We start from the raw sequence: 21,541 nt of genomic DNA on the forward strand, positions 1-21,541 counted from the left end.
ACAATAAAAAGCAAAATATTCACAAACAATATAGTGAACAAAAGGATCTGAACTATGAGCTCTCTAAGACAAAAATGGGTAAGTGACCCAGCTTTTAAACTCTTTAAAAAAGTACTACCACCCCTATCTAGCACCGAGAAAGAAGCGATGGAAGCGGGTAGCGTGTGGTGGGACGGAGAGCTGTTTTCTGGTAAACCAGATTTCACTAAGCTTCACCAGTACCCAAAACCTCAGCTGACACCAGAAGAGCAATCGTTCATGGACAATGAACTTGAAACTTTGCTCGCTATGCTCGATGACCACAAAATTGTGAAAGAAGACCGAGACCTTCCTGAGGAAGTATGGAACTTTTTACGCAAAGAGCGTTTCTTCTCGCTAATTATCGCGAAAGGGTACGGCGGCCGTGAATTTTCGGCGCACGCCAACTCTACAATCGTAACTAAGATTGCAACGCGTAGTATCAGTACCGCGGTTTCGGTAATGGTTCCAAACTCTCTTGGCCCTGGTGAGCTACTGTCTCACTACGGAACTCAAGATCAAAAAGACTACTGGCTTCCACGTCTAGCTGACGGTACAGATATCCCTTGTTTCGCACTAACAGGCCCTGAAGCAGGTTCTGATGCGGGTGGTATCCCTGATGTCGGCACTGTGTGTATGGGCATGCACGAAGGTAAAGAGACACTAGGCATCAAGCTTAACTGGAACAAGCGTTACATTACGCTAGCACCAGTGGCAACGGTACTTGGTTTGGCTTTCAAACTGCACGATCCAGAAAAGCTACTGGGTGACAAAGAAGACATTGGTATCACTTGTGCGCTTATCCCGGCAGACCACGAAGGTGTTGTGATCGGTGAGCGTCATGATCCACTTGGTCTTGCGTTTATGAATGGCCCAACACGCGGTCACGATGTATTTATTCCTATGGAATGGCTAATCGGTGGCGCAGATTACGCAGGTAAAGGCTGGCGTATGCTGGTGGAATGTCTGTCTGCAGGTCGTGGTATCTCATTACCCGCACTTGGTACGGCGATGGGCCACCTAACAGCGAAAACGACCGGCGCATACGCTTATGTTCGTAAGCAGTTCGGTATGTCGATTGGTAAATTTGAAGGTGTTGCAGAGAGCTTAGGCCGTATTGGTGGTTTAACGTATCTATTAGAAGCGACTCGTACACTGACAACCACTTCACTTGATATGAAAGAGAAGCCGGGTATCGTAACGGCTATCGCGAAGTATCACATGACAGAGATGGCTCGTACTATTCTGAATGACTCAATGGATATCCATTCAGGTCGTGCAATTCAAGATGGCCCAATGAACTACTTGGCTGCGCCTTACCTAGGTATTCCAGTTGCTATCACAGTAGAAGGTGCGAACATTCTAACTCGTAACCTGATGATCTTCGGTCAAGGTGCGACACGTTGTCACCCATACGTATTGAGCGAAATGGAAGCGGCAGCGAACCCAGATGAGAAGCAAGGTGCAAAAGACTTTGATAGCTTGTTGTTCAAGCACATCTCACACGCAACTAAAAACACGTTTGGTGCGTTTGGCGCAGCACTAACTGGCTCTAAGTTCATTAAAGCCGACATGAGCGGTCCAACGAAGCCTTACTACCAAGATTTGACTCGTTTGAGCCGCGCACTTGCAGTGAGTGCGGATTTCGCAATGCTGACGCTAGGTGGTGAACTGAAACGTAAAGAGCTTATCTCTGCACGTTTGGGTGATGGTCTAAGTTACCTATACATGGCGTCTGCTGCACTTAAAAAGTATGAAGACGAAGGTCGTCAACAAGCTGACCTAGACTACGTACACTACGCGGTTCAACACTGTTTCCACAATGCGGCTAAGTCGTTACAAGAAGCGTACCGTAACTTCCCGAACAAGATGGTTGGCAAAGTACTTAAAGGTCTAGTTTTCCCTGTAGGTAACCACTTCGAAAAACCAAGTGATAACCTAACAGTTCAACTAGCAGAAAGCTTGATGACTCCGGGCGCACACCGTGAACGTCTGACTCACCTTTGCTACATCGGCAAGGAAGAGGATGATAGTGTTGGCCTTATGGAGAACGCGTTCAATGCGATGTACAGCATCAAGCCTCTGGAGCGTAAGATCTTCAAAGCAGTGAAAGAGGGCAAAGTGGCTCGTAAAGGCTTGTTGGCAGACAAACTGGCTCAAGCACTTGCTGCCGATGTTCTGACACAAGAAGAAGTCGACCAAATTGTTGCTGCTGATAAACTGCGTTACACAGCGATTCAAGTTGACCACTTCAGTCATGACTTTAGTGAAACTTTGACGCGAAAAGAGTTAAAACCTAAGCTAAATAGCGTTGCTTAGATAACGAAATGATAAAAGGCACCTAATAAGGTGCCTTTTTTGTTTTTGTCGTAGAAGTCGCAATAGAAGCGTTAACAAATGGTGACTTAGTCGGCAAATATCAGTTGAGTGCTCCAACCACTTGCATTTTCACCACATTTTTACAGAAATTAGATGCCATTTGCGCACGAAACTCTTATCCTTAACCTGATTTTTTAAGGAAGTTGAATATGATCATCAAACCTCGAATTCGCGGATTCATCTGTACTACAACACATCCAGTCGGTTGTGAAGCTAATGTAAAAGAACAAATTGCTTACACAAAAGCTCAAGGCCCAATCGCAAATGCACCTAAACGTGTACTCGTTGTTGGCTCTTCAAGTGGCTACGGCTTGTCTTCACGTATTGCGGCTGCATTTGGTGGCGGCGCTTCAACTATCGGTGTTTTCTTCGAGAAAGCCGGTACTGAGAAAAAGCCGGGCACAGCTGGTTTTTACAACTCAGCAGCGTTCGATAAGCTAGCTAAAGAAGAAGGCCTGTATTCAAAAAGCCTTAACGGCGATGCTTTCTCTAACGAAGCTAAACAGAAAACAATTGACCTGATCAAAGAAGATCTAGGTCAAATCGATATGGTTGTGTACTCACTGGCATCTCCAGTGCGTAAAATGCCAGAGACTGGCGAAGTGATTCGTTCATCTCTTAAACCTATCGGTGAGACTTACACATCTACAGCGGTAGATACAAACAAAGATGCGATCATCGAAGCAAGCGTTGAGCCTGCTACTGAAGAAGAGATCAAAGACACTGTTACTGTAATGGGCGGTGAAGATTGGGAACTTTGGATCAACGCACTTTCTGAAGCGGGTGTTCTAGCTGACGGTTGTAAGACTGTTGCTTACAGCTACATCGGTACAGAGCTAACGTGGCCAATCTACTGGGATGGCGCGCTAGGTAAAGCTAAGATGGATCTAGACCGTGCAGCATCAGCGCTTAACGAAAAACTAGGCCAAACTGGCGGTACTGCAAACGTTGCTGTTCTGAAGTCTGTTGTGACTCAAGCAAGCTCTGCGATTCCTGTTATGCCTCTTTACATCGCGATGGTGTTCAAGAAGATGCGTGAAGAAGGTATTCACGAAGGTTGTATGGAACAGATCTTCCGCATGTTCAGCCAACGTCTATACAAAGCAGACGGCAGCGCAGCAGAAGTTGATGAAGTGAACCGTCTACGTCTAGATGACCTAGAACTGCGTGACGACATTCAAGAGCATTGTCGTAACCTATGGCCTCAAATCACAACTGAAAACTTAAAAGAACTGACTGACTACGTTGAGTACAAAGAAGAGTTCTTGAAGTTGTTCGGTTTCGGTGTTGATGGTGTTGATTACGAAGCTGATGTAGAGACAGCTGTTGAATTTGATGTAGCTGATATCTAATTCACAAATCAAAATAAAACGAAATAGGCGCTCATTGAGCGCCTATTTTTTTGTCTGTAGTTTGAGGAAAGTAGTATAGAGATTTGGGATGAGAAAAGAGATTAAGTAATAAAAAATGCACTAACTCAAAGATGAATTAGTGCATTTAAAATATCTAATCTAAAGCGCTATAACGCTGAATAAACTAGCTGATGATAATGATAAAGGTACCCGCTAAGGTCATCAATATATTGGCTATCGCGTACGTACCTGCGTACCCCAGTGCTGGGATAGTTGAACGAGCGTGGTCGTTTACTATGTCCATTGCCGGAGCACAGGTTCGTGCGCCAATGATGGCTCCAAAAAGAAGAGCTCGGTTCATTTTCAGTGCGTAAGCGCCGACTAGGTAAGCGAAGAATACCGGCAGTACACTCACGATAAGTGCTATCCCGATAACTTGCGGACCCACTTGGGTCAAATGCTCAAATATCTTACCACCGGCGCTCAAGCCGATACCGACCATAAAGAACATCAAACCGAGATCTTTGACCATATTCAACGCCCCTTGAGGAACGTAACCGAAGGTAGGGTGGTTCGCTCGTAAGAAGCCAAGCATGATGCCCGATAGAAGAAGACCAACTGCATTACCTAAACCAAATGAGACTTGGCCGAATGTCATGGTGATCAAACCAAACAAAATGCCCAGAATGAAGAAGCTACAGAAAGCCGTCAAATCGGCCATTTGGCTGTGAATCGAGATGAAACCAATTTTTTCTGCAAGGCCGTGAACACGGCTCTTTTCACCACTGACTTGTAGTACATCACCTTTAGAAAGTACGATGTTTAAATCCATCGGCATTTCAATTTGAGCTCTTACTACGCGGTTAAGGAAACAGCCGTATTCGGATAAGTTTAAGTCAGATAAACGCTTACCTGCGATGTTGTCACTTTTAACGACAATCTCTTCTTCAACGATTCGTAGATCGAGAAGGTTACGGTCAAAAACTTCTTTGCCGTTTCGGAAACTTGGATCAAGACGAGCGTGGCTGTCAGGGAAACCAACCAATGCGATTTCATCGCCTTCTTGCAGAATGGCATCGCCATCAGGGTGGGCAAGAATACCATTACGTCGAATCCGCTCGATGTAGCAACCAGTTTGGCGATAGATGCCAAGCTCACGAAGGTTCTTGCCATCAGTCCAGGTAATTAGCTCTGGTCCCACGCGATAAGCTCGGATAATGGGTAAGTAAACCTTACGCTGGCCAGAGGTGCCTAGGCCGCGCTCTTGAGCTATTTGTTCTGCAGAGTCGTGCAGGTTTACTTTCTGAAGCTTTGGAATAAGGCGGGCAAACATAATCATACTGATTAAGCCGACTAAATAAGCCATCGCGTAACCTACAGAGAGGTTTTCTATGACCAGACCCAAGTCCATGTTTCTTGGTACTTCAGCTAAACCTGAATTGAGTGCATCTTGCGCGCCAACTAATATTGGTGTTGCAGTTAGTGCTCCCGCCATCATGCCTGCGGAAAGTCCGAAACCAAGACCTAAATATTCACTGCAAAAATAAGTAAGGGCAATAGCCGTAGAAAGTACAACGAGGCTAAGAATGAGGTAATGCTTACCATCTCTGAAGAATATACCGAAGAAGTTGGGCCCAGCTTCAATACCTACACAGTAAATGAAGAGCATGAAGCCAATCGTGAGAGCGTCGGCGTTAAAGGAAAAGCCAAGATGTCCCATGATAAGAGAAGTAATCAGAACACCGATTGAATTTCCTAGTTGGAGACTACCGAAACGAATTTTACCAATGGCGAGGCCAATAGATAACACAACAAAAATGAGAAGGATGGGGTTTTGTTTTAACAGCAAGACAACGTCGATATTCACAGTGATTGCTCAATAATTAGCGTGAAACACAGGATCAGTTTGAGGAGTGAATTGTATCTAAATATAAATAAATTATAAGTGCTATTTTCAATTTTATTCGATATTGACCTTAATCTTACTCCTGTTGAAAAATTGTCATAAAAAAGCCCGCTGCAATGAGCGGGCTTTATATCAATCATACAGTCTAACTATTTTATCTATCAGCTGTTTAGGCTTTAGCCTCGATTTTCGTTTGAGAAATCCCAGCTTAGTCGAAAAGACCTAGGTTTTCTTTTGCGTATGCTTCAAATTCTGTGCAGCCGCCAATGTGATCTTGGTCGATGAAGATTTGTGGAACTGTGTCTACAGGTTTACCAACAGTCTTCTCTAGGTCAGCTTTGCTGATGCCTTCAGCGTGGATGTCAACGTAACGGTAGTTGAAGTCATCGCGTTTAGCTTTAAGAGTTTCAGCATGCTCTTTTGCGCGAACACAGAATGGACAAGCAGGGCGACCAAAAATAACTACAAACATTTAATTTCTCCTAAATACGGGATGAGGCTCGTTAACTCATTTATGTTAACTATTCTTTTATGAATGCCACTCAAAATTTCTTAAAACCAACTATGCCTCAATGGCATGGGGAAATAAAGATGGAATTGCCTCTTAATACGATAGGTTTTGCCTATCAGCGCAAATATTAATCATAAAAGGCTAGAGTCTTGTTTACTGGCCACTGTCATCGTGAATTTCCCTCAATATTAGTGTGTGAATTACCCCTAAGATTGCAACTTTAGTCGATATTTAGTGCGACAAGTTGCACCTTGTCAAAAAAATCAAACGCAGAACGAGGCATCCTTTATCTAGGTATGGAACCATATTCTGTAAGCAGCCTGACGTTATGATGTTTTAGTGCATTCGTATTTGGGGGGCCGAGATTGTGTTGTAAATACGAAAATCAAATTTCAAATGTAAAATCCAAGAGACCAATTTCCAGAAATCAATTTTCTAAAAACCAAGAGTTCGCAGTTTTGTTCGGTCATAGGCGCAGGAGGCACCATGTTTCAATTTATGACATCTACAAAGATCATCTTTGGTGATGGAGCACTCTCCGCTTCATTGTCTCTCTTTAATCAATACGGTTACAGCGTGCTATTGGTGACTGGCAATACATTAGAGCGCACTTCAATAGTTACTGACTATCTCGATGCACAGAGTATGCGCTATCAACACATTGCCGTTTCCGGTGAACCTAATATCAAAATGGTTGAGGAGGCTGCTATTTCCGCACGTCGATTTAAGCCAGATATGGTTGTCGCTATGGGGGGCGGTAGTGCCATCGATATGGGCAAGGCGTTGGCTGCGGTTTTACCTAATCAAGGTAATTTGTATGACTATGTTGAAGTCGTTGGGCGTAATGTCCCTCTTAAAACCAAACCGCTTCCGTTCATTGCGATTCCAACCACAGCGAGTACAGGTGCAGAAGTCACTAAAAACGCGGTGCTGAAATCAGGGCAAGACCAAGTGAAAATCAGCCTTAGAAACCCAGACATGCTGGCTGACGTTGCGATTGTTGACCCAACCCTAACTCATGGTACGAATCTGTATTTGTCGGGGCGAGGTGCTATGGACGCATTTACCCATCTAATGGAAGCCTATGTGTGCGGTGAACCGAACCCACTGACTGATATGATCTGCGAAGAAGGCTTACGTAAGCTGAGTGGTTCTGTCATTCAGGCGTGTATCTACGATGAACCTCAAGCGCGTTCTGATCTCGCGTTTTCCTCTATGTTAGGGGGAATAGCGATAACTAACGCCAAACTTGGCGCTGCGCATGGTTTGGCTTCTGCGCTAGGTGGCAAAATCTCGGCTCCTCATAGTGTGATAACTGCACGTTTAGCACCATTTGTGATGTTAGAGAATATAGCTGCTGCGAAGGAGCAGCAGAGATGTGACATCCTAGCGCGTTATCAGCGAATTTCTCAGATAGTGACAGGTAACGTAGAAGCAACTGAGGAAGAGGCAATTTCTTGGTTGTCTGAAGTGTTGGATACGCTCAAGCTTCCAAGCTTACTGGAATTTGGTGTCTGTGAAGCCCAATTTGATGAGGTGTCAGCCGACGCGCTCAAATCAGTGGCGATTAAAGGGAACCCTTTACCGCTGAACCAAGAACGGCTCGTACGTATTCTGAAGAAGGTTTGCGAGAAGTGCGGTTGTGTAGAAGGGCTTCATGAGGGAGCTTTAATGAATCAAATTGAGCAAGAGCCTACTGCTGAGTCGAGCTTTACCATTATCAATTCTTATGCGTCTGAGAACAGCGTGGTTGAGAAGGGCAATAGCTGGACTATCTAACAGTCTTCAATCTGCTCTCGGCATAACTAGACACACTATAATTAATCACAGCACAAACCCATTTAAACAGACAAATAAAAACGGAGCGCTAGGCTCCGTTTTTCAATTGAATATAATTCTTAAGCTCACATCTTAACAGATTAGAACTGAGAGTACTTTTCGTAACGTGAATCACGAAGTGACTCTTTTACTCGCTTCAGATTCTCTCGGAAGCCAGAACCACGACGAAGCGTAAAGCCTGTTGCTAACACATCGATAACCGTCATCTGAACAACACGACTTGCCATTGGCATGTAAACGTCAGTGTCTTCCGGTACATCCAATGAGATAGACAGAGAACTCGCTTTATCTAGCGGAGAGTCTTTTGCTGTGATAGCGATAACTGTCGCGCCGTTTTCACGAGCTAAGTTCGCAATCTCTACTTGGCTTTTAGTGCGGCCAGTGTGAGAGATCAGAACAATAACATCGTTATCACTGCAGTTAATGCAGCTCATGCGTTGCATCACGATGTCTTCGAAACAAGTGATTGGGATATTGAAACGAATGAATTTGTTTTGAGCATCTTTGGCTACAGCAGAAGAGGCACCCAGTCCGAAGAACGAAATGCGTTTTGCTTGAGTCAGTAAGTCAACCGCTCGGTTTACTTGCATCGCGTCTAAACTGTTTTTAGCAACATCTAGACAAGCCATAGTTGATTCAAAAATCTTATGCGTGTAAGCATCTGGGCCGTCATCTTCTTCAACATTACGGTTCACGTAAGGTGTACCGTTCGCCAAGCTTTGAGCTAGGTGAAGTTTAAAGTCAGGGAAGCCCTTTGTGTCTAAACGACGACAGAAGCGGTTAACTGTAGGCTCACTCACGTCAGCCATTTTAGCTAAGGTAGCAATGCTAGAATGAATTGCAGTTTGAGGGGAAGCCATGATGACTTCGGCTACCTTACGCTCAGACTTGCTGAAATTTTCCAGGTTTTTTTGTATTTTTTCTAATGTATTCATAGTGTTCACAAGGGTATAGAGAACAACTTGCTAGTTAATATCTTTTACCAGGGGGTATGGCTGAAACAAATATAAGAAAATACAAAACCAAACTTATATTCGGTATTGTAAATTCTACTGCATCAAATAGATATCAAGCTAACTAGCACCATAGAGTCAGTATAAACCCAAGATACTATTCACTAATACAAAAACACGGCATCAATGCTTAAGAATATGACAAACCTCAACAAAATTTTAGAAAACTACAGAATTGGAAGAGGATTAGAGCAAAAAGAATGCAAATTGAGTATGAACTGACAGCTAAGTTACATCAAAAAGAAAGAAATTTTCAATTTGATGCAACTAAAATTGAATGGCTAGGCGTTGATTAGCTTAACCAGTTTGGTGATTTTACTCATCAAGTTGGGTGCTAGTTTAGAGATTTCACGCTGTTCTTCAAGCACTGAAGAGAGAATATCGTTGCCCGTCAGTGGATTTGCTAATACTACACGGAAAACGATGATTGGCTGATGCGCCCATATTTCGGGGTTTAAGCGCGTTCGCGATACGAAAGACTTGCCCGTTTCACGTTGCTTCTTCTGAATAAACTTGGTCAGTTCATTCAGTAGCTCATTCAGTTCAACACGCTCTGGTGCTTTAGCCTTGAGTAGTGCTGCTTTGACTGATCCAGGCACATAGCGATAGGTCAGTAGGCAAAGCTCAGGCTCTGAAACCAGTTCGAAGTCGTTTTGATCTTTAATCAGGTCGGCAAAGTAGCGCGCTTTATTGATGCTCTGGTCGATCAGCAGTTCATACCCAGGGCGACTGATGATGTGCATTGAGGCGTAGACTAACATTGCCATGCCTGAACGAGAGCCTTCTAACGTATGACTACCTAAGTCTTTTGAGCCTTTACGAAGGATGTATTGAGCATGATGTTCGATTGCGGTCATCGCATCTGGCTTCTTAAACAAAACCATGCCAGCACCCATAGGGATATAAAGCTGTTTATGCGCATCAATCGTGACTGAATCAGCCAATTCAATACCATCAAGAAGGTGACGATGGTTGTTCGACATTAGAGTCGCACCTCCCCAAGCGGCATCAACATGGAAATGACAATCGGATTCAGCACACACTTCTGCAATGTCTCTTAGAGGGTCGATATTACCGGTTTCGGTTGTACCAGCCACACCAATGACAGCGAAAGGCTTTATCTTATTCTGCTTGAGCTGTTCAATCTTGAGTCTTAGGTCGTCCGTACAAATGCGGTTGTCGTTATCTGTTTTAACAGACACTAGACCTTCTTGACCAATACCAAGGACGTCCGCTGCTTTTTTCAGAGAGTAGTGACCACGTTCAGAAACCAAGATAGCAAGGCCTTCGTAGCCGTAGTGCTTCATGGCTTTAAACAAGCCTTCTTTTTCCACACCTTTGAACGAACCTTGTGCTTTTAGCGCGTTGTTACGTGCAACCCAAAGCGCTGTTATGTTCGCGATGGTACCGCCAGAACAAAACGCTCCTAAAGAGTGGTTGGCACTGTGCATCCAGCGAGAATAAAACTGGTCGCTATCCTGATATATCAGGCGATGTAACATACCCAGAACTTGACGTTCTAGGGGAGTGAAAGCTTTTGAGGTCTCGATTTTTACTAGATTCTGATTTAGCGCAATCATGATTTTAGACAGCGGCATCAGGAAATAGGGTAGCGCAGACGTCATGTGACCAATAAAACTTGGCGACGACGTATGTACAGAATGAGATACAAGAGAATCGAGGAGATGCTCGGTATGTTCTGAAACAAACTCAGGCTGCTCTGGGATATGAGCATTCGAAAAATCTTTCTCAATCTCACGTAATGGCTTTTCTTCAGCCACAATGTGTTCACGTAAGAATTGATTCAGGTTTCGTGAAAGTTTGTCTTCGATTTGAGTGAGTGTTGAGTCTGGGCCTTCTGGTACTGTAAAGATACGTAGAAGACTGTCAAAGCTAACATCTGCTGTTTTTTGTTCCGTAACCATAGCAAGCGAGTTATTTTTCTTATATTGACGCGAGCGGGATAATCTAAACGAAAACGGGAACAATGTCCCGTCTTAATTATGAAATCCAACTTCCCATAAAAGCATAGTAAATTAAGGGTTATTTACACTTAATCGCTTCTAGTTTGGCGATCGACTGGTTGTAACGCTGCAGTGCTGTATCGATTTGCTTAGGGTGACTAAGCAGCTCAGCAAAGGCGGAACGTAGCTCGTAGTTTTGAGCGTGAGGTGTTGATTGGCGGTCGTCGAACGTTGTTTTCGCAATTCTACCAAGTTCATCATCACGTGTTGATAACGTCTTAATGTCGTGTTGTTCCAGTTGCAGCCAGCCTTCTACCGGTTGCTCTGTTGCCACTTTGCTTGAATCGTTCACAAGGTAGTAGTTTACCGCAGCGCGATTAAGCTCGAAGTGGTGCTTACGACCTTCTAGGAACCACTCGCTTACTTCTGTCAATTCTGGGTATTGCTCAGAAGTTAATGTAGCGAGGTCAGCATACCAACCTAAAGAGGCGTCGATGTACGCATCATATTTTTTTGCTTGGCACTGATTTGTCTCAGACATTGAATCTGCTGCAAAAGAGAAAGTCGAAGTTGAAGCTAGCAGTAATGCGACGCAAAGGCGTTTCATAGCGGTTCCTTTTGTAAGTTTATTCTTTTTATAACGTTGTCGTTACAGATTACCGTGATCATTATTTGTTGAGCAATGACACTTAGTGTCTTTTTATTTCGGTAACTGTATCGGTGTCTTGGGCATCGGTATTCGAGTTGCATTCTAATCTAAAACAAACGCTATTCCTGCGATCTAGTTAGCAAGAGATACAAAGAACAACATCAAAATCGGGACAAGCAAGCTGAGGATAAAGCCACTGACTATGGCGACTGGCACGCACCGAACGCCACCTGTGGTTTGAATGACAGGTAATGTGAAATCCATCGCTGTTGCGCCTGCATAACCAATCGATGTGCATGGGTAGCTCCGGATCAGCACAGGAATAAGTATTAAAGCAACTAACTCTCTTAACAGCTCAAGCATGAAAGAAGCGCCGCCATAAATAGGACCAAAGGCGTCGCCCATCAAGATACCGGCTAAAGAATACCAGCCAAACCCTGAAGACATTGCCAAGGCTCTGAACAAAGGAATATCAAGGATATAAGCCGCAATAATACCACCAAGCATTGAGGTGGTGATGATTGCGATTGCGATTACCATACCGTGCTTGTTGAGTAAGATTTGACGAAGTGTTAGTCCGCTATTGCGTAACTGAATGCCAATAAAGAACAGTAGAAAAAACAGAATCCATTCACTCGCGGTATCAACCCAATCAAGTCCAATAGGCAAAACTAAACCCGCAATAAGGCCGGAACCGACCACTAATATGAGTTTGGCAGACTCCATCGCCATAGAAGACAGGGGGAGTTTCTTATTACAGCTGTCTGTCTGGAGTGGCAGTAACTTATCAATAGCAGGTAGCGCCATTAGGTTACAAACGCTTAAGCAGACAAAGAAAGTGGCCGTGTATAGAAGAATTGTCTGCAGGTTACTGCCTAGGTTATCGAGTGCGGCTAAGCTAAGTCCCATTAACGCGAGAATCACGTAGATCAACCGCGAAGTAGAGCGGTTGATAAATTCTAGCGTCTGAGCGTTCGAAATTGAAAAAAGATACCCCACGACGAGTGGCGCAAATATAAAGATCATCCCTGTAAACATGCTTTCCCCATTGCATTGACTTCATATTGCATTTACTAGCAATTTAACAGTAACTTAGAAGCCGCTAGTATTGATCACGTCACTTAGCTTTGCATTAAAATCCTGTTTGCTCAAGTTGCTTAATTTATAAAGTACTTCCGCTCCTGTCACGTTTAGTTCTACTTCGTGCTCATCAATGTTCTCATCCTTGTTTCTAAACATCAGTAGGTGGTTAGCTATTCGCGCAATATCAAGGTAAGACACCTCGCGCTCTTCGTGATTATTAATGGTGTTGCTGCACACATCGATAAAGTCGCTGTCGAAACCCCAGCGTCTAAGGACCAACTTACTGGTTGCTGAACATTGGCCTTGGAATATTTGCAGTGCGATGTCGTGATCTAAATAGTTCCCGTTGTCTAGGTAGAGGTGATATTCACTAACCAAACAGAACAAGCCAATGTCTGCAAGTAACCCAACAAGTAGTGACTTTTCATGCTCTAGATAACGGTATTCGGTAGGGGATAGTTCTTTAAATAGGTTAGTGACTAACACCATAGTTGCGGCGAGTTCTTTTGATACAGAAGCGCTCTGAACCAATAGCTCGTTGCACTCTTTACTCAAATTGACGGAATGTTTAAGTTGTTCAATAGCCTGAGCCGTGACAATGTCACGCACTCTCAATATACCAAGACGCGATACGGCCGTCATAACATCGACACAAGTAATATTGCGTCTGTTGAAGACAACTGAGTTAGCAACTCTGATCACGATTGCTGTCAGCCCTGGGTCTTCAAGTAAGCACTCGGCAACTTCGGCGACGCCTGTTGGTTCAAGAGTACATAGCTTTTGAATTTTAAGTACAACCTCAGGAATCGGAGGAAGAGTTATTTTTCCCGCTGAGATGGAATGTCCAACAAGTTGGGCAAACTCGGATTCTAGGCCCTTAAGGAGAAGAGCTTTATTTTGTGGTAGCCAGAAAAATGATAAATGATTCATATTAAGAGTAAGAACATGTATGTCGTACCATTTTACAAGCCGCGATGCTGCGAGGCAATACTCATCGAACCACATAAGCTTTGATAACTTGAACGGGGGTATCACTAAGAATTAAATTCTTGGCGTGATTTGATAGTTTAATGTGATGTAAATCATTAAAAGCAAGGATATTCAACTGATTGATGTGAGCTGCGCCCTGACTTATTTTTCTTTTCGAAGTATCATTTATTTCAAAGGTGACAAACGAAACCATAATATTCACCTAAACATTAAATAGATTTAAAATTTTTCGCATAAAAAGCTGCTTGTCTGGCGATCAACCTAATCGGGGTAATTTGATTAAGGATCAACGGATATGACCGAGACAGCATTTATTAATTACGTGAATCAATTTGGTGAACATCAAAAGCGATCTATGTTTGGAGGTATTGGCCTCTTTCAAAATGACGCTATGTTCGCTTTGTTGAGTGAAGATTGTGTATTCATTCGAGGTGGGAAGTTATTAGATAAAAAGCTGACGGGGCTTGATTGTGAAAAGTATCGTCACGTAAAAAAGCAGACGACAGCAACCGTGAATTACTACGACATCACGGATCTCTTTACGTCTGAGCATCCTGAATTGGATAGTATTATTCGTACTTCAATCGATAATTCAATTCAGCAGCGTAGCTTCAAAAAATCATCTGCTAGCCGTAGATTAAGGGATTTGCCTAACATGCAACTGACGTTAGAACGCATGGTTAAAAAGGCTGGAGTGGATGATGTTTCAATGTTTATGCAGTTGGGTGCATCTGAAGTGTTTAATAAGGTTCGCGAAGCGTACGGAAACGATGTTGACCTAAAATTACTTTGGAAGTTTGCGGGTGCAATTGATGGTATTCACTGGAAACTATTACAAGAGCCACGCAAGCAGCAATTATTAAAGAGCTGCCACTAAAGATATCGCCTGTATATGCATAAGATTACTGTTTATATATAAAAACCGAGGGATTTCCTCGGTTTTTTGTTTCTATCTAGCCCGTTTTAAAGGCTAAGCCCATATGAAGAGCTTTCTCGTTTTACTTAAAGCTTGAAACGAGTCGTGAACATTAACTGATCACCGTAGAAATCATTGATACGAACTTCTGCACCTAGAGAGAATAGTTCTGTAGAGTGGAAACGCACGTAAGCAGAACCGATCCAATCATCTTTATCATCGATAGAAACGTAACCGCCTTTGCCGCCAACTTCTAGTTGTGGGCCAAGCCATTGACGAACACCAACGTTGAATTCCATACCAACATCAGGAGAGCTTTTCGCTGCTGGTTGAACTATACGAGCTAGCATTTCACCCGTTAGATCTGCCCAGTTGTTAATTGGAGCGTGGAAACCAAGACCTACAGCAGAGTCGTAATCGCCTTCAAATTCTGAATCGATACGCGCTACTGCGTGAGCATTCGGGTGGATTGACTTACTGAACGCACCACCAAATGTAATTGGGCTCGCACCGATACGAGCGTCAAAGTAATCGTAGCTAAAGTTGCTCATTACTTGTGCTTGTTCATTTGGTTGTCCATCGACAGCTAGTGCTTGGCTAGAAGCCAATAGCATAGCGGTAGTAAGTAGAATTTTGCGCATAACGACCGTAAACCTTTATTAGTGTTGATCCCTTTGGTTTGATAAAAAATAGCCAAACCATAAACATTGAGACAGTTTAATCTAACTCGCGGAAAAGTAACCCATAAAAATGCTATTCATTTGTCATTTAGCTAAAAAACAAGCAAGTAAAGTACTGCTCTGTTACAGAGATCTCATGTTTTAGGGTTATTTAACAAAATCTAGTATCCATTCACTTGTTATCGATAACTATTAGATACACTTAATTTACTCGCTGTTATACAAAATACACTTAGTGTCAAAGATGCATCGCGACTAACTAATCGCTATTCATCATCTAATCACTATTCATCAAACAACCTCTATTTACCAACCTATCGCTATTCACTGAAACTAGTTCGCTTGTCTGACATTGATGTCAGTATTCGCTCAGTATCTAAAATGGAAGTCCAGTTTAACAACTGCTTGTCGTTTGCAATGACATAGTCTGTCAGTTGTTGAGTAATCGTGTCTCTAAGTTGATCGCCTTGCCAAGGTTTTGAAATATAAAAATCAAGCGCCGCGTTGTTAATTGCTGTGACGGTATCTTCTAGCCCAGCTTGCCCGGTGAGCAGCAGCTTGCGTGTTGGCTTTGTAGAGTCGTGCTGGTTAAGTTCGATAAGAAAATCGATACCCGTTTTGTCAGGCATGATGTGGTCACACAAGATTAAGGCGAGTTTAATACCTTCCTGTCCCATTTCTTTAATCACTTGCTTAGCTTCATCGACCGATTCGGCTCCTTCAACAATAAAATTGTCTTCAAATGGTGCTAAATCTTGAAGGACACTGTTGAGAACCTCTGGCTCATCATCGACACATAAAATTAGGTACTTATTCATGAGGTGCTCCTTCTTGTTTGAATGGAAGCCACACTTGCATGTGTGTATGGCTGCCTACCTCAGACTCCACCAAAATAAAACCTTGATGAGCCGAAACGATTTGTTGAGAAATGGATAACCCAATCCCTAAACCGAAGTTGCCTTCTTTTTTGGTCGTGAAGTTTGGGTTGAAAATAGTGTTGATGTCTTCTTTGGCGATACCGTGTCCAGTGTCCGATATTTGCACTACAAGAAACGTGTCGTCACCTTTAGTTTCTTGATACGTGGTGATAGAGACTTTGCCTCGCTCTGAAAGAGCATCAAGTGCATTAGAGAGAAGGTTGGTCCACACTTGTTGCAGCGAGAGCGACTGGCACAATAGAAGCGGCAAGTCGGTGTCGTAGTGTTTTTCAAGTTGGTGATGTTTGAGCCTGTTTTCAAAGATCACTAACGTATCTTCAAGCCCTTCGTGGATATCTGTGTAGTGGCGGACCTCTTCATCTTCTCGGGCATAGCTTTTTAGGCTTTTGACCATATCGGCAATACGTTTGCTGCAAACTTGAATTGAGCGGATAGAGTTTCCAACATAGTGATAATGCTCTAAGTCATTGAGCAGCTCTTTGCCTGCGACAGGGGAGTCTTTTAAGGTATCTAAAACCGCAGAGTCTTGGCTCAGGTTCAGTCTTACGGCTTTTTTAGCTAGCGCGCGGTCATCGATAGTAGAGGTGAGGTGTTTTACAATTTGTCTTTCTTGAGCTGTTGATAGTGGCTTCGCCATTTTTGACTGTGCTAATACATCCGTCCCTTTATTGGATTCTGGGAGTGCCGAGTTCTCGAGTATTTGATCGAGATGTTCAGACAAGGTTTCAATGCTTCGCAAGATCGCTGCAATCGGGTTGTTCAACTCATGTGCAACACCCGCCACGAGTTGGCCGAGCATCGCCATCTTCTCTTTCTCTATCAATTGTTGATGTGCAGATTCCAACGATTCTAGCGTTTGCTGAAGCTGGATCTTATTGTTGATGCTTCTTTGTAATCGTCGGTTAAAGTGACGGAGTAGTAGATTGGTAAACAGCGGCAGCAGAGTGTTGTTTGAATGCATCACCTGAGCAAAGCTATCTTTATCCAGTTTGATGACTTGGGTCTGAGTCAGAGTAATCGCAGTAGAGAACGAAGGCTCACCCGTCACGAATGACATCCCTCCGACAATATTGCCCTTAGAGTGACGCACAACTTCGCGTTGCTGCCCCAGTTCATCTTTTTTATAGAGCGCCGCTTCACCTTCAATAATTAACCAAAGAAAGCGATTATCTTCGCCCTCAACCGTCAGCAGATGCTCTGGTGAATAATCACGAATGGCCTTGGTTTTATCATCTTTTGAAAAGACATCCTGCAGAGCACTGACGACACGCTCAGCAAGGGCATTGTCAGAAAGCTGGTGGTAATCGTGAATGAAACCCGATTGGAAAGAGTGAATCTTTTGTTCAATGTGCGCTCTGAGTAAGCGCTGTTGATCCAATGCATCGCTGTAAGAGAGCAGGTTTTCTGAGTCGTATTGGATGACAAAAGACGTTAGCTCTTTTTGCGCTGATTTGAATAGAACCTGATCTTGAACTGGCTTGGTTAGACAGTGGTTGAGCCTGCCTTCATTTACAGCGGTTAGAATGGATTGAATGTCTGACGAAGCGCTGACTAATATCGTTCTTGCGGTATTACTATGGGGCAGCTGTTCGAGTTCAATCAGAAATTGCACGCCATTAAATTCAGAATGATGATGAGTGATCACCAAGGCTACAGTTTGGTTGTGATCATGAATATCTTCTAATGCGTGATGCGCGTCTTCTATGTTCTCGGCAGTATAAATATCGAATACAGAAGCCAACGGAGCCAGCTCCGAACGTATTCTTTCAATGCTAACCGGATTATTGTCCAAACAGATAACAGCGTATTGATTCACAGCTCAACCTTAATAGTAGCGACGTCTCTAGCCTAGCAAGAACCGCCGAATAAGGATGAGAGCTAGCCGTTAATTTATTGAGGCAATCGAAGTATCGAGCAATAGACTGATTTAACTCAATGTTTCTTGTTTGCTACTGATGGGTTAGACTAAAAAAACAGACACGTGTAGAAAGAGAACTCATGGAACAGTTAAGAAAAATTGGTGCAATTGGCGGCGCAATCTCATTGGCACTTTGTTGGCCACTAGCGGTTGGCCAAATTGGACAAAATGCCATTACCGATGGTGTTGCAAAGCTTAACAATTCAAGCATTCAAGCGGAGATCGTGGAGTACGATAGAGGTTACCTGTCTTCTAACGTAACTACTCGCCTAACTGTGACCGATGAAAACCTGAAAGAACAACTCGCGATTGATGGGCTGCCGAGTGAGTTTGTCATCAATAGTGCGGTTAGCCACGGTTTGGTGAGCCTGAATGCACTGTCGACGTTTGATAATACTGATATTCTGCCTCTAACTCTGACAACTAGCACTGAGCTAAACGGCAACACGGACTTTAACTTCGAGTTAAGCCAGTTCAATCATCAAGGTTCTGATGAGAATGGTACTTCGGTATCAATCACGAAATCGAATCTGTCTGGCCATGCCACTGTTTTAGGGCAAGTTGATTACGAGCTTTCAATCCCTTCAGTTCAAATTGATTTTGAAACCGGTGAAGAGGTAACACTGTCAAACCTAAAAGGTGTAGGTTCAGGTCAACAAGCGAAAGGCTACTGGTTAGGTTCTCAGAATTTTACTATCGATAGCTTCTTGGTTACAGACTCTGCAATGCAGCCTTTCATGACCATTGAAAACTCTAAGTACGATTTTGAATCACATCTAGATGAAGCGACTAAGCGTCTGCGCAGCAACCTTAAGCTGGATATCGCAAACATCGAGACCAGTGAAGGCCAGTTGAACAACCTAAACGTCGATTTCGAAATGTCGAAATTGGATAGCGAATCGTTTGAGAAAATCTTTGAGATTTACCAATCTAATCCAGTAATGACGCAAGAAGACGTTGCCGAGATCATTCCATTTATCGATATCCTGTTTGCTAAAGGCTTCGACCTTTCAATGAACAATATGTCGTTAGATCTAGGTAAGGGTCAATTCGAATCTAAGTGGTTAGTGAGCGTACCGGAAGGAACCGAAAACATCAGCAGTAATCCTTCGATGATCATGCCGGCATTAACGGGTAACGTTCACTCTAGCTTCTCAAATGAGCTTGTTGAAGAGTACCCATTCATCCGTGAAGGTATCGATGAATTGCTTGTGATGGAAATGATCAAGGAAACAGAAAGTGGTTATGAAATCAGCGCTGACTTAGAAAATGGAAACCTAGTGTTCGAAAATGGACAAGAAATTCCATTAATCGCTCTACTTATGCCGGTTTTTGTTCAATAAACAGAACAGGCTTGAATACTGATAGGGTGATTTAGCAGGTCAAGCTTAAACATTTTATACGGTACAAAACAAAAGAGGTCTTAAGACCTCTTTTGTTGTTTTTATGTTGGGTAAAACATGGTATTACTTGCATAGTTATTATTTAGCAGGAGCAATCATCCCCATGGAACTTACATTAGATAACGTATTCAACTTCAGTGCTGGCCCAGCTGCACTGCCTAAACCGGTAATGAAACAAGCGCAGGCGGACTTTATTGATTGGAATGGTTTAGGGACTTCCGTGATGGAAATCAGCCATCGCAGCAAGGAATTTATTCAAGTTGCTGACGAGTCCGAACAGGACCTACGTGATCTTCTGAACATCCCAGACAACTACAAAGTTCTTTTTTGTCAGGGGGGCGCTCGTGCTCAATTCGCTGCTGTTCCTCTAAACCTTTTAGGTGACGCGACGAAAGCGACTTACATTGATGCGGGTTACTGGGCAGAAAGTGCAGTGACTGAAGCGAGCAAATATTGCGAAATCGATGTATTCAACGCCAAGACGTCAATTGATGGCAAAGCAGCGGTTGTTCCAGCTAAAGATTGGAAAATCGACCCGGAAGCGGCGTATGTACATTTCTGTCCAAATGAGACCATCGATGGTATTGAAATCAGTGAGCTTCCTCAAACGGATAAGCCAATCGTAGCGGATATGTCATCTAACATTCTGTCTCGTAAGATCGATGTGTCTCAGTACGGTGTTATCTACGCTGGCGCTCAAAAGAATATAGGCCCCGCTGGTATTTGCATTGCTATCGTGCGTGATGATCTGCTAGAGCTAGCAAACGACGTATTGCCGAGCATTCTTAACTACAAAGTACTTGCTGAAAAAGACTCAATGTTCAACACACCGCCAACGTACGCTTGGTACCTATCAGGCCTTGTATTCAAGTGGTTGAAAGCTCAAGGTGGTGTTGAAGCGATGGAATTAGTGAACAGAGAGAAAGCTGCGCTGCTTTATAATGCGATTGATAGCTCAGCTTTCTACAGAAACGATGTTCATACAGTAAACCGTTCAAGAATGAACGTGCCATTCCAATTAGCGAAACCAGAGCTAGATGCTAAGTTTTTAGAGTTGGCTGATGCTGCTGGTCTGAAATCACTAAAAGGTCACAGAGCGGTAGGTGGGATGCGAGCATCACTATACAACGCAATGTCTTTGGAAGGTGTGCAAGTATTAGTCAACTTCATGAAAGACTTTGAAGAGAAATACGCTTAAATAGGGCGTTATTCATAATAAGAGGAGCGAAAGCTCCTCTTTTTTTACTTGCTGAAAAGGAAGGGTATGAAGAAGTTAGGTACAGTAAACAGTGTTTTGGGCGGTAAGATCGTTGCTTTTGCTCACGGTACACAGAGTGCAATCAATAAGCAGGTTTTATCTGAGCGCCAATACGCCACTGAGCTTGGATTTATTAACGATGAGCAAGGCGACCCTCGCTTTCATGGCGGTATTCAGAAAGCCCTTCATATTTATCCAAGTGAGCACTATCCGGTTTGGCAGCAAGAACTGGGCGACAAAGACATCTTCCAATCTGCAGGCGCATTTGGCGAGAACATAAGTTCAAGTGGGGTGACTGAAGCTTCCATTTGTTTAAAAGATAAGATTCGAATTGGTTCAACCTTGCTGGAAGTTTCACAAGGTCGTATGCCTTGTTGGAAGCTCAATGTACGATTCGATCAAAATGATATGGCGAAAAGGCTACAAGACACCCTTCGAACTGGCTGGTACTTCCGTGTTTTGGAAGAGGGTGATATCGGCTCCGGCGACGAGATTATCCTGTGTGAAAGACCTTACCCAGAATGGCCGTTAAGCCGGGTTATGGGTGCGGTGTTCACGGGTTGTTTGGATAAACAAGAGCTTAGAGAATTGGCGGAGCTGCCTCTAGTGGAATCTTGGGGCACGCTCGTAGAACGTCGACTTCAAACTGGCGAAGTTGAAGATTGGGAAATGAGATTGGTTGGCCCGACAGCCGAGTAGACTTTCTATTCATGCTTAAAAGACA

General features: G+C 43.5%; 17 protein-coding genes. 7 read left to right on the forward strand and 10 right to left on the reverse strand.

From position 1 onward, the window contains the following. Positions 1-54: 54 nt before the first annotated feature. On the forward strand, positions 55-2,337 hold the full coding sequence (locus AB4513_RS07970) for an acyl-CoA dehydrogenase (RefSeq protein WP_009847072.1): 2,283 nt from the start codon (positions 55-57) through the stop codon (positions 2,335-2,337). A 209-nt stretch (positions 2,338-2,546) separates the two neighbouring features. Next, positions 2,547-3,749 (forward strand): enoyl-ACP reductase FabV, encoded by a 1,203-nt coding sequence (gene fabV / locus AB4513_RS07975; protein ID WP_009847071.1) that lies wholly within the window; start codon positions 2,547-2,549, stop codon positions 3,747-3,749. A gap of 184 nt (positions 3,750-3,933) precedes the next feature. On the opposite strand, the gene AB4513_RS07980 is transcribed toward fabV, so the two are convergent. Together AB4513_RS07980 and AB4513_RS07985 are read right to left on the reverse strand one after the other, a co-directional pair. Beyond that, on the reverse strand, positions 3,934-5,616 hold the full coding sequence (locus AB4513_RS07980; RefSeq protein WP_012604238.1) for an aspartate:alanine antiporter: 1,683 nt from the start codon (positions 5,614-5,616) through the stop codon (positions 3,934-3,936). 247 nt (positions 5,617-5,863) lie between these two features. Continuing rightward, a complete protein-coding gene (locus AB4513_RS07985; protein WP_009847069.1) occupies positions 5,864-6,127 on the reverse strand; it encodes a GrxA family glutaredoxin in 264 nt (87 codons plus the stop codon). Between the two features lie 525 nt (positions 6,128-6,652). Here AB4513_RS07985 and AB4513_RS07990 point away from each other — a divergent pair. After that, positions 6,653-7,945 (forward strand): iron-containing alcohol dehydrogenase, encoded by a 1,293-nt coding sequence (locus AB4513_RS07990; protein ID WP_102258608.1) that lies wholly within the window; start codon positions 6,653-6,655, stop codon positions 7,943-7,945. 140 nt (positions 7,946-8,085) lie between these two features. On the opposite strand, the gene AB4513_RS07995 is transcribed toward AB4513_RS07990, so the two are convergent. The 5 genes from AB4513_RS07995 to AB4513_RS08015 form a co-directional block, all read right to left on the reverse strand. Beyond that, on the reverse strand, positions 8,086-8,940 hold the full coding sequence (locus AB4513_RS07995; RefSeq protein WP_004734686.1) for a MurR/RpiR family transcriptional regulator: 855 nt from the start codon (positions 8,938-8,940) through the stop codon (positions 8,086-8,088). A gap of 359 nt (positions 8,941-9,299) precedes the next feature. Beyond that, positions 9,300-10,943: a pyridoxal-dependent aspartate 1-decarboxylase PanP gene (gene panP / locus AB4513_RS08000; RefSeq protein WP_102258607.1), complete on the reverse strand. Its 1,644-nt coding sequence runs from the start codon at positions 10,941-10,943 to the stop codon at positions 9,300-9,302. Positions 10,944-11,061: 118 nt separating this feature from the next. Beyond that, positions 11,062-11,589: a hypothetical protein gene (locus AB4513_RS08005; protein WP_009847065.1), complete on the reverse strand. Its 528-nt coding sequence runs from the start codon at positions 11,587-11,589 to the stop codon at positions 11,062-11,064. A gap of 174 nt (positions 11,590-11,763) precedes the next feature. Continuing rightward, entirely contained in the window at positions 11,764-12,669 is a 906-nt protein-coding gene (locus AB4513_RS08010; RefSeq protein WP_102258606.1) for a lysine exporter LysO family protein, read from the reverse strand. Between the two features lie 54 nt (positions 12,670-12,723). Beyond that, a complete protein-coding gene (locus tag AB4513_RS08015) occupies positions 12,724-13,644 on the reverse strand; it encodes an HDOD domain-containing protein (RefSeq protein ID WP_017096721.1) in 921 nt (306 codons plus the stop codon). Positions 13,645-13,999: 355 nt separating this feature from the next. Between AB4513_RS08015 and AB4513_RS08020 the strand changes: the two genes are divergently transcribed. Beyond that, a complete protein-coding gene (locus AB4513_RS08020; protein ID WP_009847061.1) occupies positions 14,000-14,581 on the forward strand; it encodes a TfoX/Sxy family DNA transformation protein in 582 nt (193 codons plus the stop codon). Between the two features lie 125 nt (positions 14,582-14,706). Here AB4513_RS08020 and AB4513_RS08025 read toward each other — a convergent pair whose 3' ends face one another. From AB4513_RS08025 to AB4513_RS08035, 3 genes are all read right to left on the reverse strand, one after another. Then, complete coding sequence (locus tag AB4513_RS08025) at positions 14,707-15,261, reverse strand: hypothetical protein (protein ID WP_009847060.1); 555 nt, start codon at positions 15,259-15,261, stop codon at positions 14,707-14,709. Between the two features lie 359 nt (positions 15,262-15,620). Further along, positions 15,621-16,118: a response regulator gene (locus AB4513_RS08030; RefSeq protein ID WP_017096722.1), complete on the reverse strand. Its 498-nt coding sequence runs from the start codon at positions 16,116-16,118 to the stop codon at positions 15,621-15,623. After that, positions 16,111-18,054 (reverse strand): ATP-binding protein, encoded by a 1,944-nt coding sequence (locus tag AB4513_RS08035; protein WP_102258605.1) that lies wholly within the window; start codon positions 18,052-18,054, stop codon positions 16,111-16,113. The genes AB4513_RS08030 and AB4513_RS08035 overlap by 8 nt, the downstream gene beginning before the upstream one ends. 182 nt (positions 18,055-18,236) lie before the next feature. Between AB4513_RS08035 and AB4513_RS08040 the strand changes: the two genes are divergently transcribed. The 3 genes from AB4513_RS08040 (at position 18,237) to AB4513_RS08050 (ending at position 21,516) form a co-directional block, all read left to right on the forward strand. Beyond that, positions 18,237-19,499, forward strand: coding sequence for a DUF945 family protein (locus AB4513_RS08040; RefSeq protein WP_017096724.1), 1,263 nt, complete (start codon positions 18,237-18,239; stop codon positions 19,497-19,499). 163 nt (positions 19,500-19,662) lie between these two features. Further along, positions 19,663-20,757: a 3-phosphoserine/phosphohydroxythreonine transaminase gene (serC, locus tag AB4513_RS08045; protein WP_102258604.1), complete on the forward strand. Its 1,095-nt coding sequence runs from the start codon at positions 19,663-19,665 to the stop codon at positions 20,755-20,757. Between the two features lie 66 nt (positions 20,758-20,823). Beyond that, on the forward strand, positions 20,824-21,516 hold the full coding sequence (locus tag AB4513_RS08050; RefSeq protein WP_102258603.1) for an MOSC domain-containing protein: 693 nt from the start codon (positions 20,824-20,826) through the stop codon (positions 21,514-21,516). Positions 21,517-21,541: the final 25 nt, after the last annotated feature.

Source organism: Vibrio sp. 10N.222.54.E6 (assembly GCF_041473955.1).
Classification (GTDB): Bacteria; Pseudomonadota; Gammaproteobacteria; order Enterobacterales; family Vibrionaceae; genus Vibrio; species Vibrio tasmaniensis_A.

Bases quoted from the DNA above. Each gene is read 5' to 3' on its own strand.
- AB4513_RS07970 (WP_009847072.1), top strand. From the start codon at position 55: ATGAGCTCTCTAAGACAAAAATGGGTAAGTGACCCAGCTTTTAAACTC.
- fabV (WP_009847071.1), top strand. From the start codon at position 2,547: ATGATCATCAAACCTCGAATTCGCGGATTCATCTGTACTACAACACAT.
- AB4513_RS07985 (WP_009847069.1), bottom strand. From the start codon at position 6,127: ATGTTTGTAGTTATTTTTGGTCGCCCTGCTTGTCCATTCTGTGTTCGC.
- AB4513_RS07990 (WP_102258608.1), top strand. From the start codon at position 6,653: ATGTTTCAATTTATGACATCTACAAAGATCATCTTTGGTGATGGAGCA.
- AB4513_RS07995 (WP_004734686.1), bottom strand. From the start codon at position 8,940: ATGAATACATTAGAAAAAATACAAAAAAACCTGGAAAATTTCAGCAAG.
- panP (WP_102258607.1), bottom strand. From the start codon at position 10,943: ATGGTTACGGAACAAAAAACAGCAGATGTTAGCTTTGACAGTCTTCTA.
- AB4513_RS08005 (WP_009847065.1), bottom strand. From the start codon at position 11,589: ATGAAACGCCTTTGCGTCGCATTACTGCTAGCTTCAACTTCGACTTTC.
- AB4513_RS08010 (WP_102258606.1), bottom strand. From the start codon at position 12,669: ATGTTTACAGGGATGATCTTTATATTTGCGCCACTCGTCGTGGGGTAT.
- AB4513_RS08015 (WP_017096721.1), bottom strand. From the start codon at position 13,644: ATGAATCATTTATCATTTTTCTGGCTACCACAAAATAAAGCTCTTCTC.
- AB4513_RS08020 (WP_009847061.1), top strand. From the start codon at position 14,000: ATGACCGAGACAGCATTTATTAATTACGTGAATCAATTTGGTGAACAT.
- AB4513_RS08025 (WP_009847060.1), bottom strand. From the start codon at position 15,261: ATGCGCAAAATTCTACTTACTACCGCTATGCTATTGGCTTCTAGCCAA.
- AB4513_RS08030 (WP_017096722.1), bottom strand. From the start codon at position 16,118: ATGAATAAGTACCTAATTTTATGTGTCGATGATGAGCCAGAGGTTCTC.
- AB4513_RS08040 (WP_017096724.1), top strand. From the start codon at position 18,237: ATGGAACAGTTAAGAAAAATTGGTGCAATTGGCGGCGCAATCTCATTG.
- serC (WP_102258604.1), top strand. From the start codon at position 19,663: ATGGAACTTACATTAGATAACGTATTCAACTTCAGTGCTGGCCCAGCT.
- AB4513_RS08050 (WP_102258603.1), top strand. From the start codon at position 20,824: ATGAAGAAGTTAGGTACAGTAAACAGTGTTTTGGGCGGTAAGATCGTT.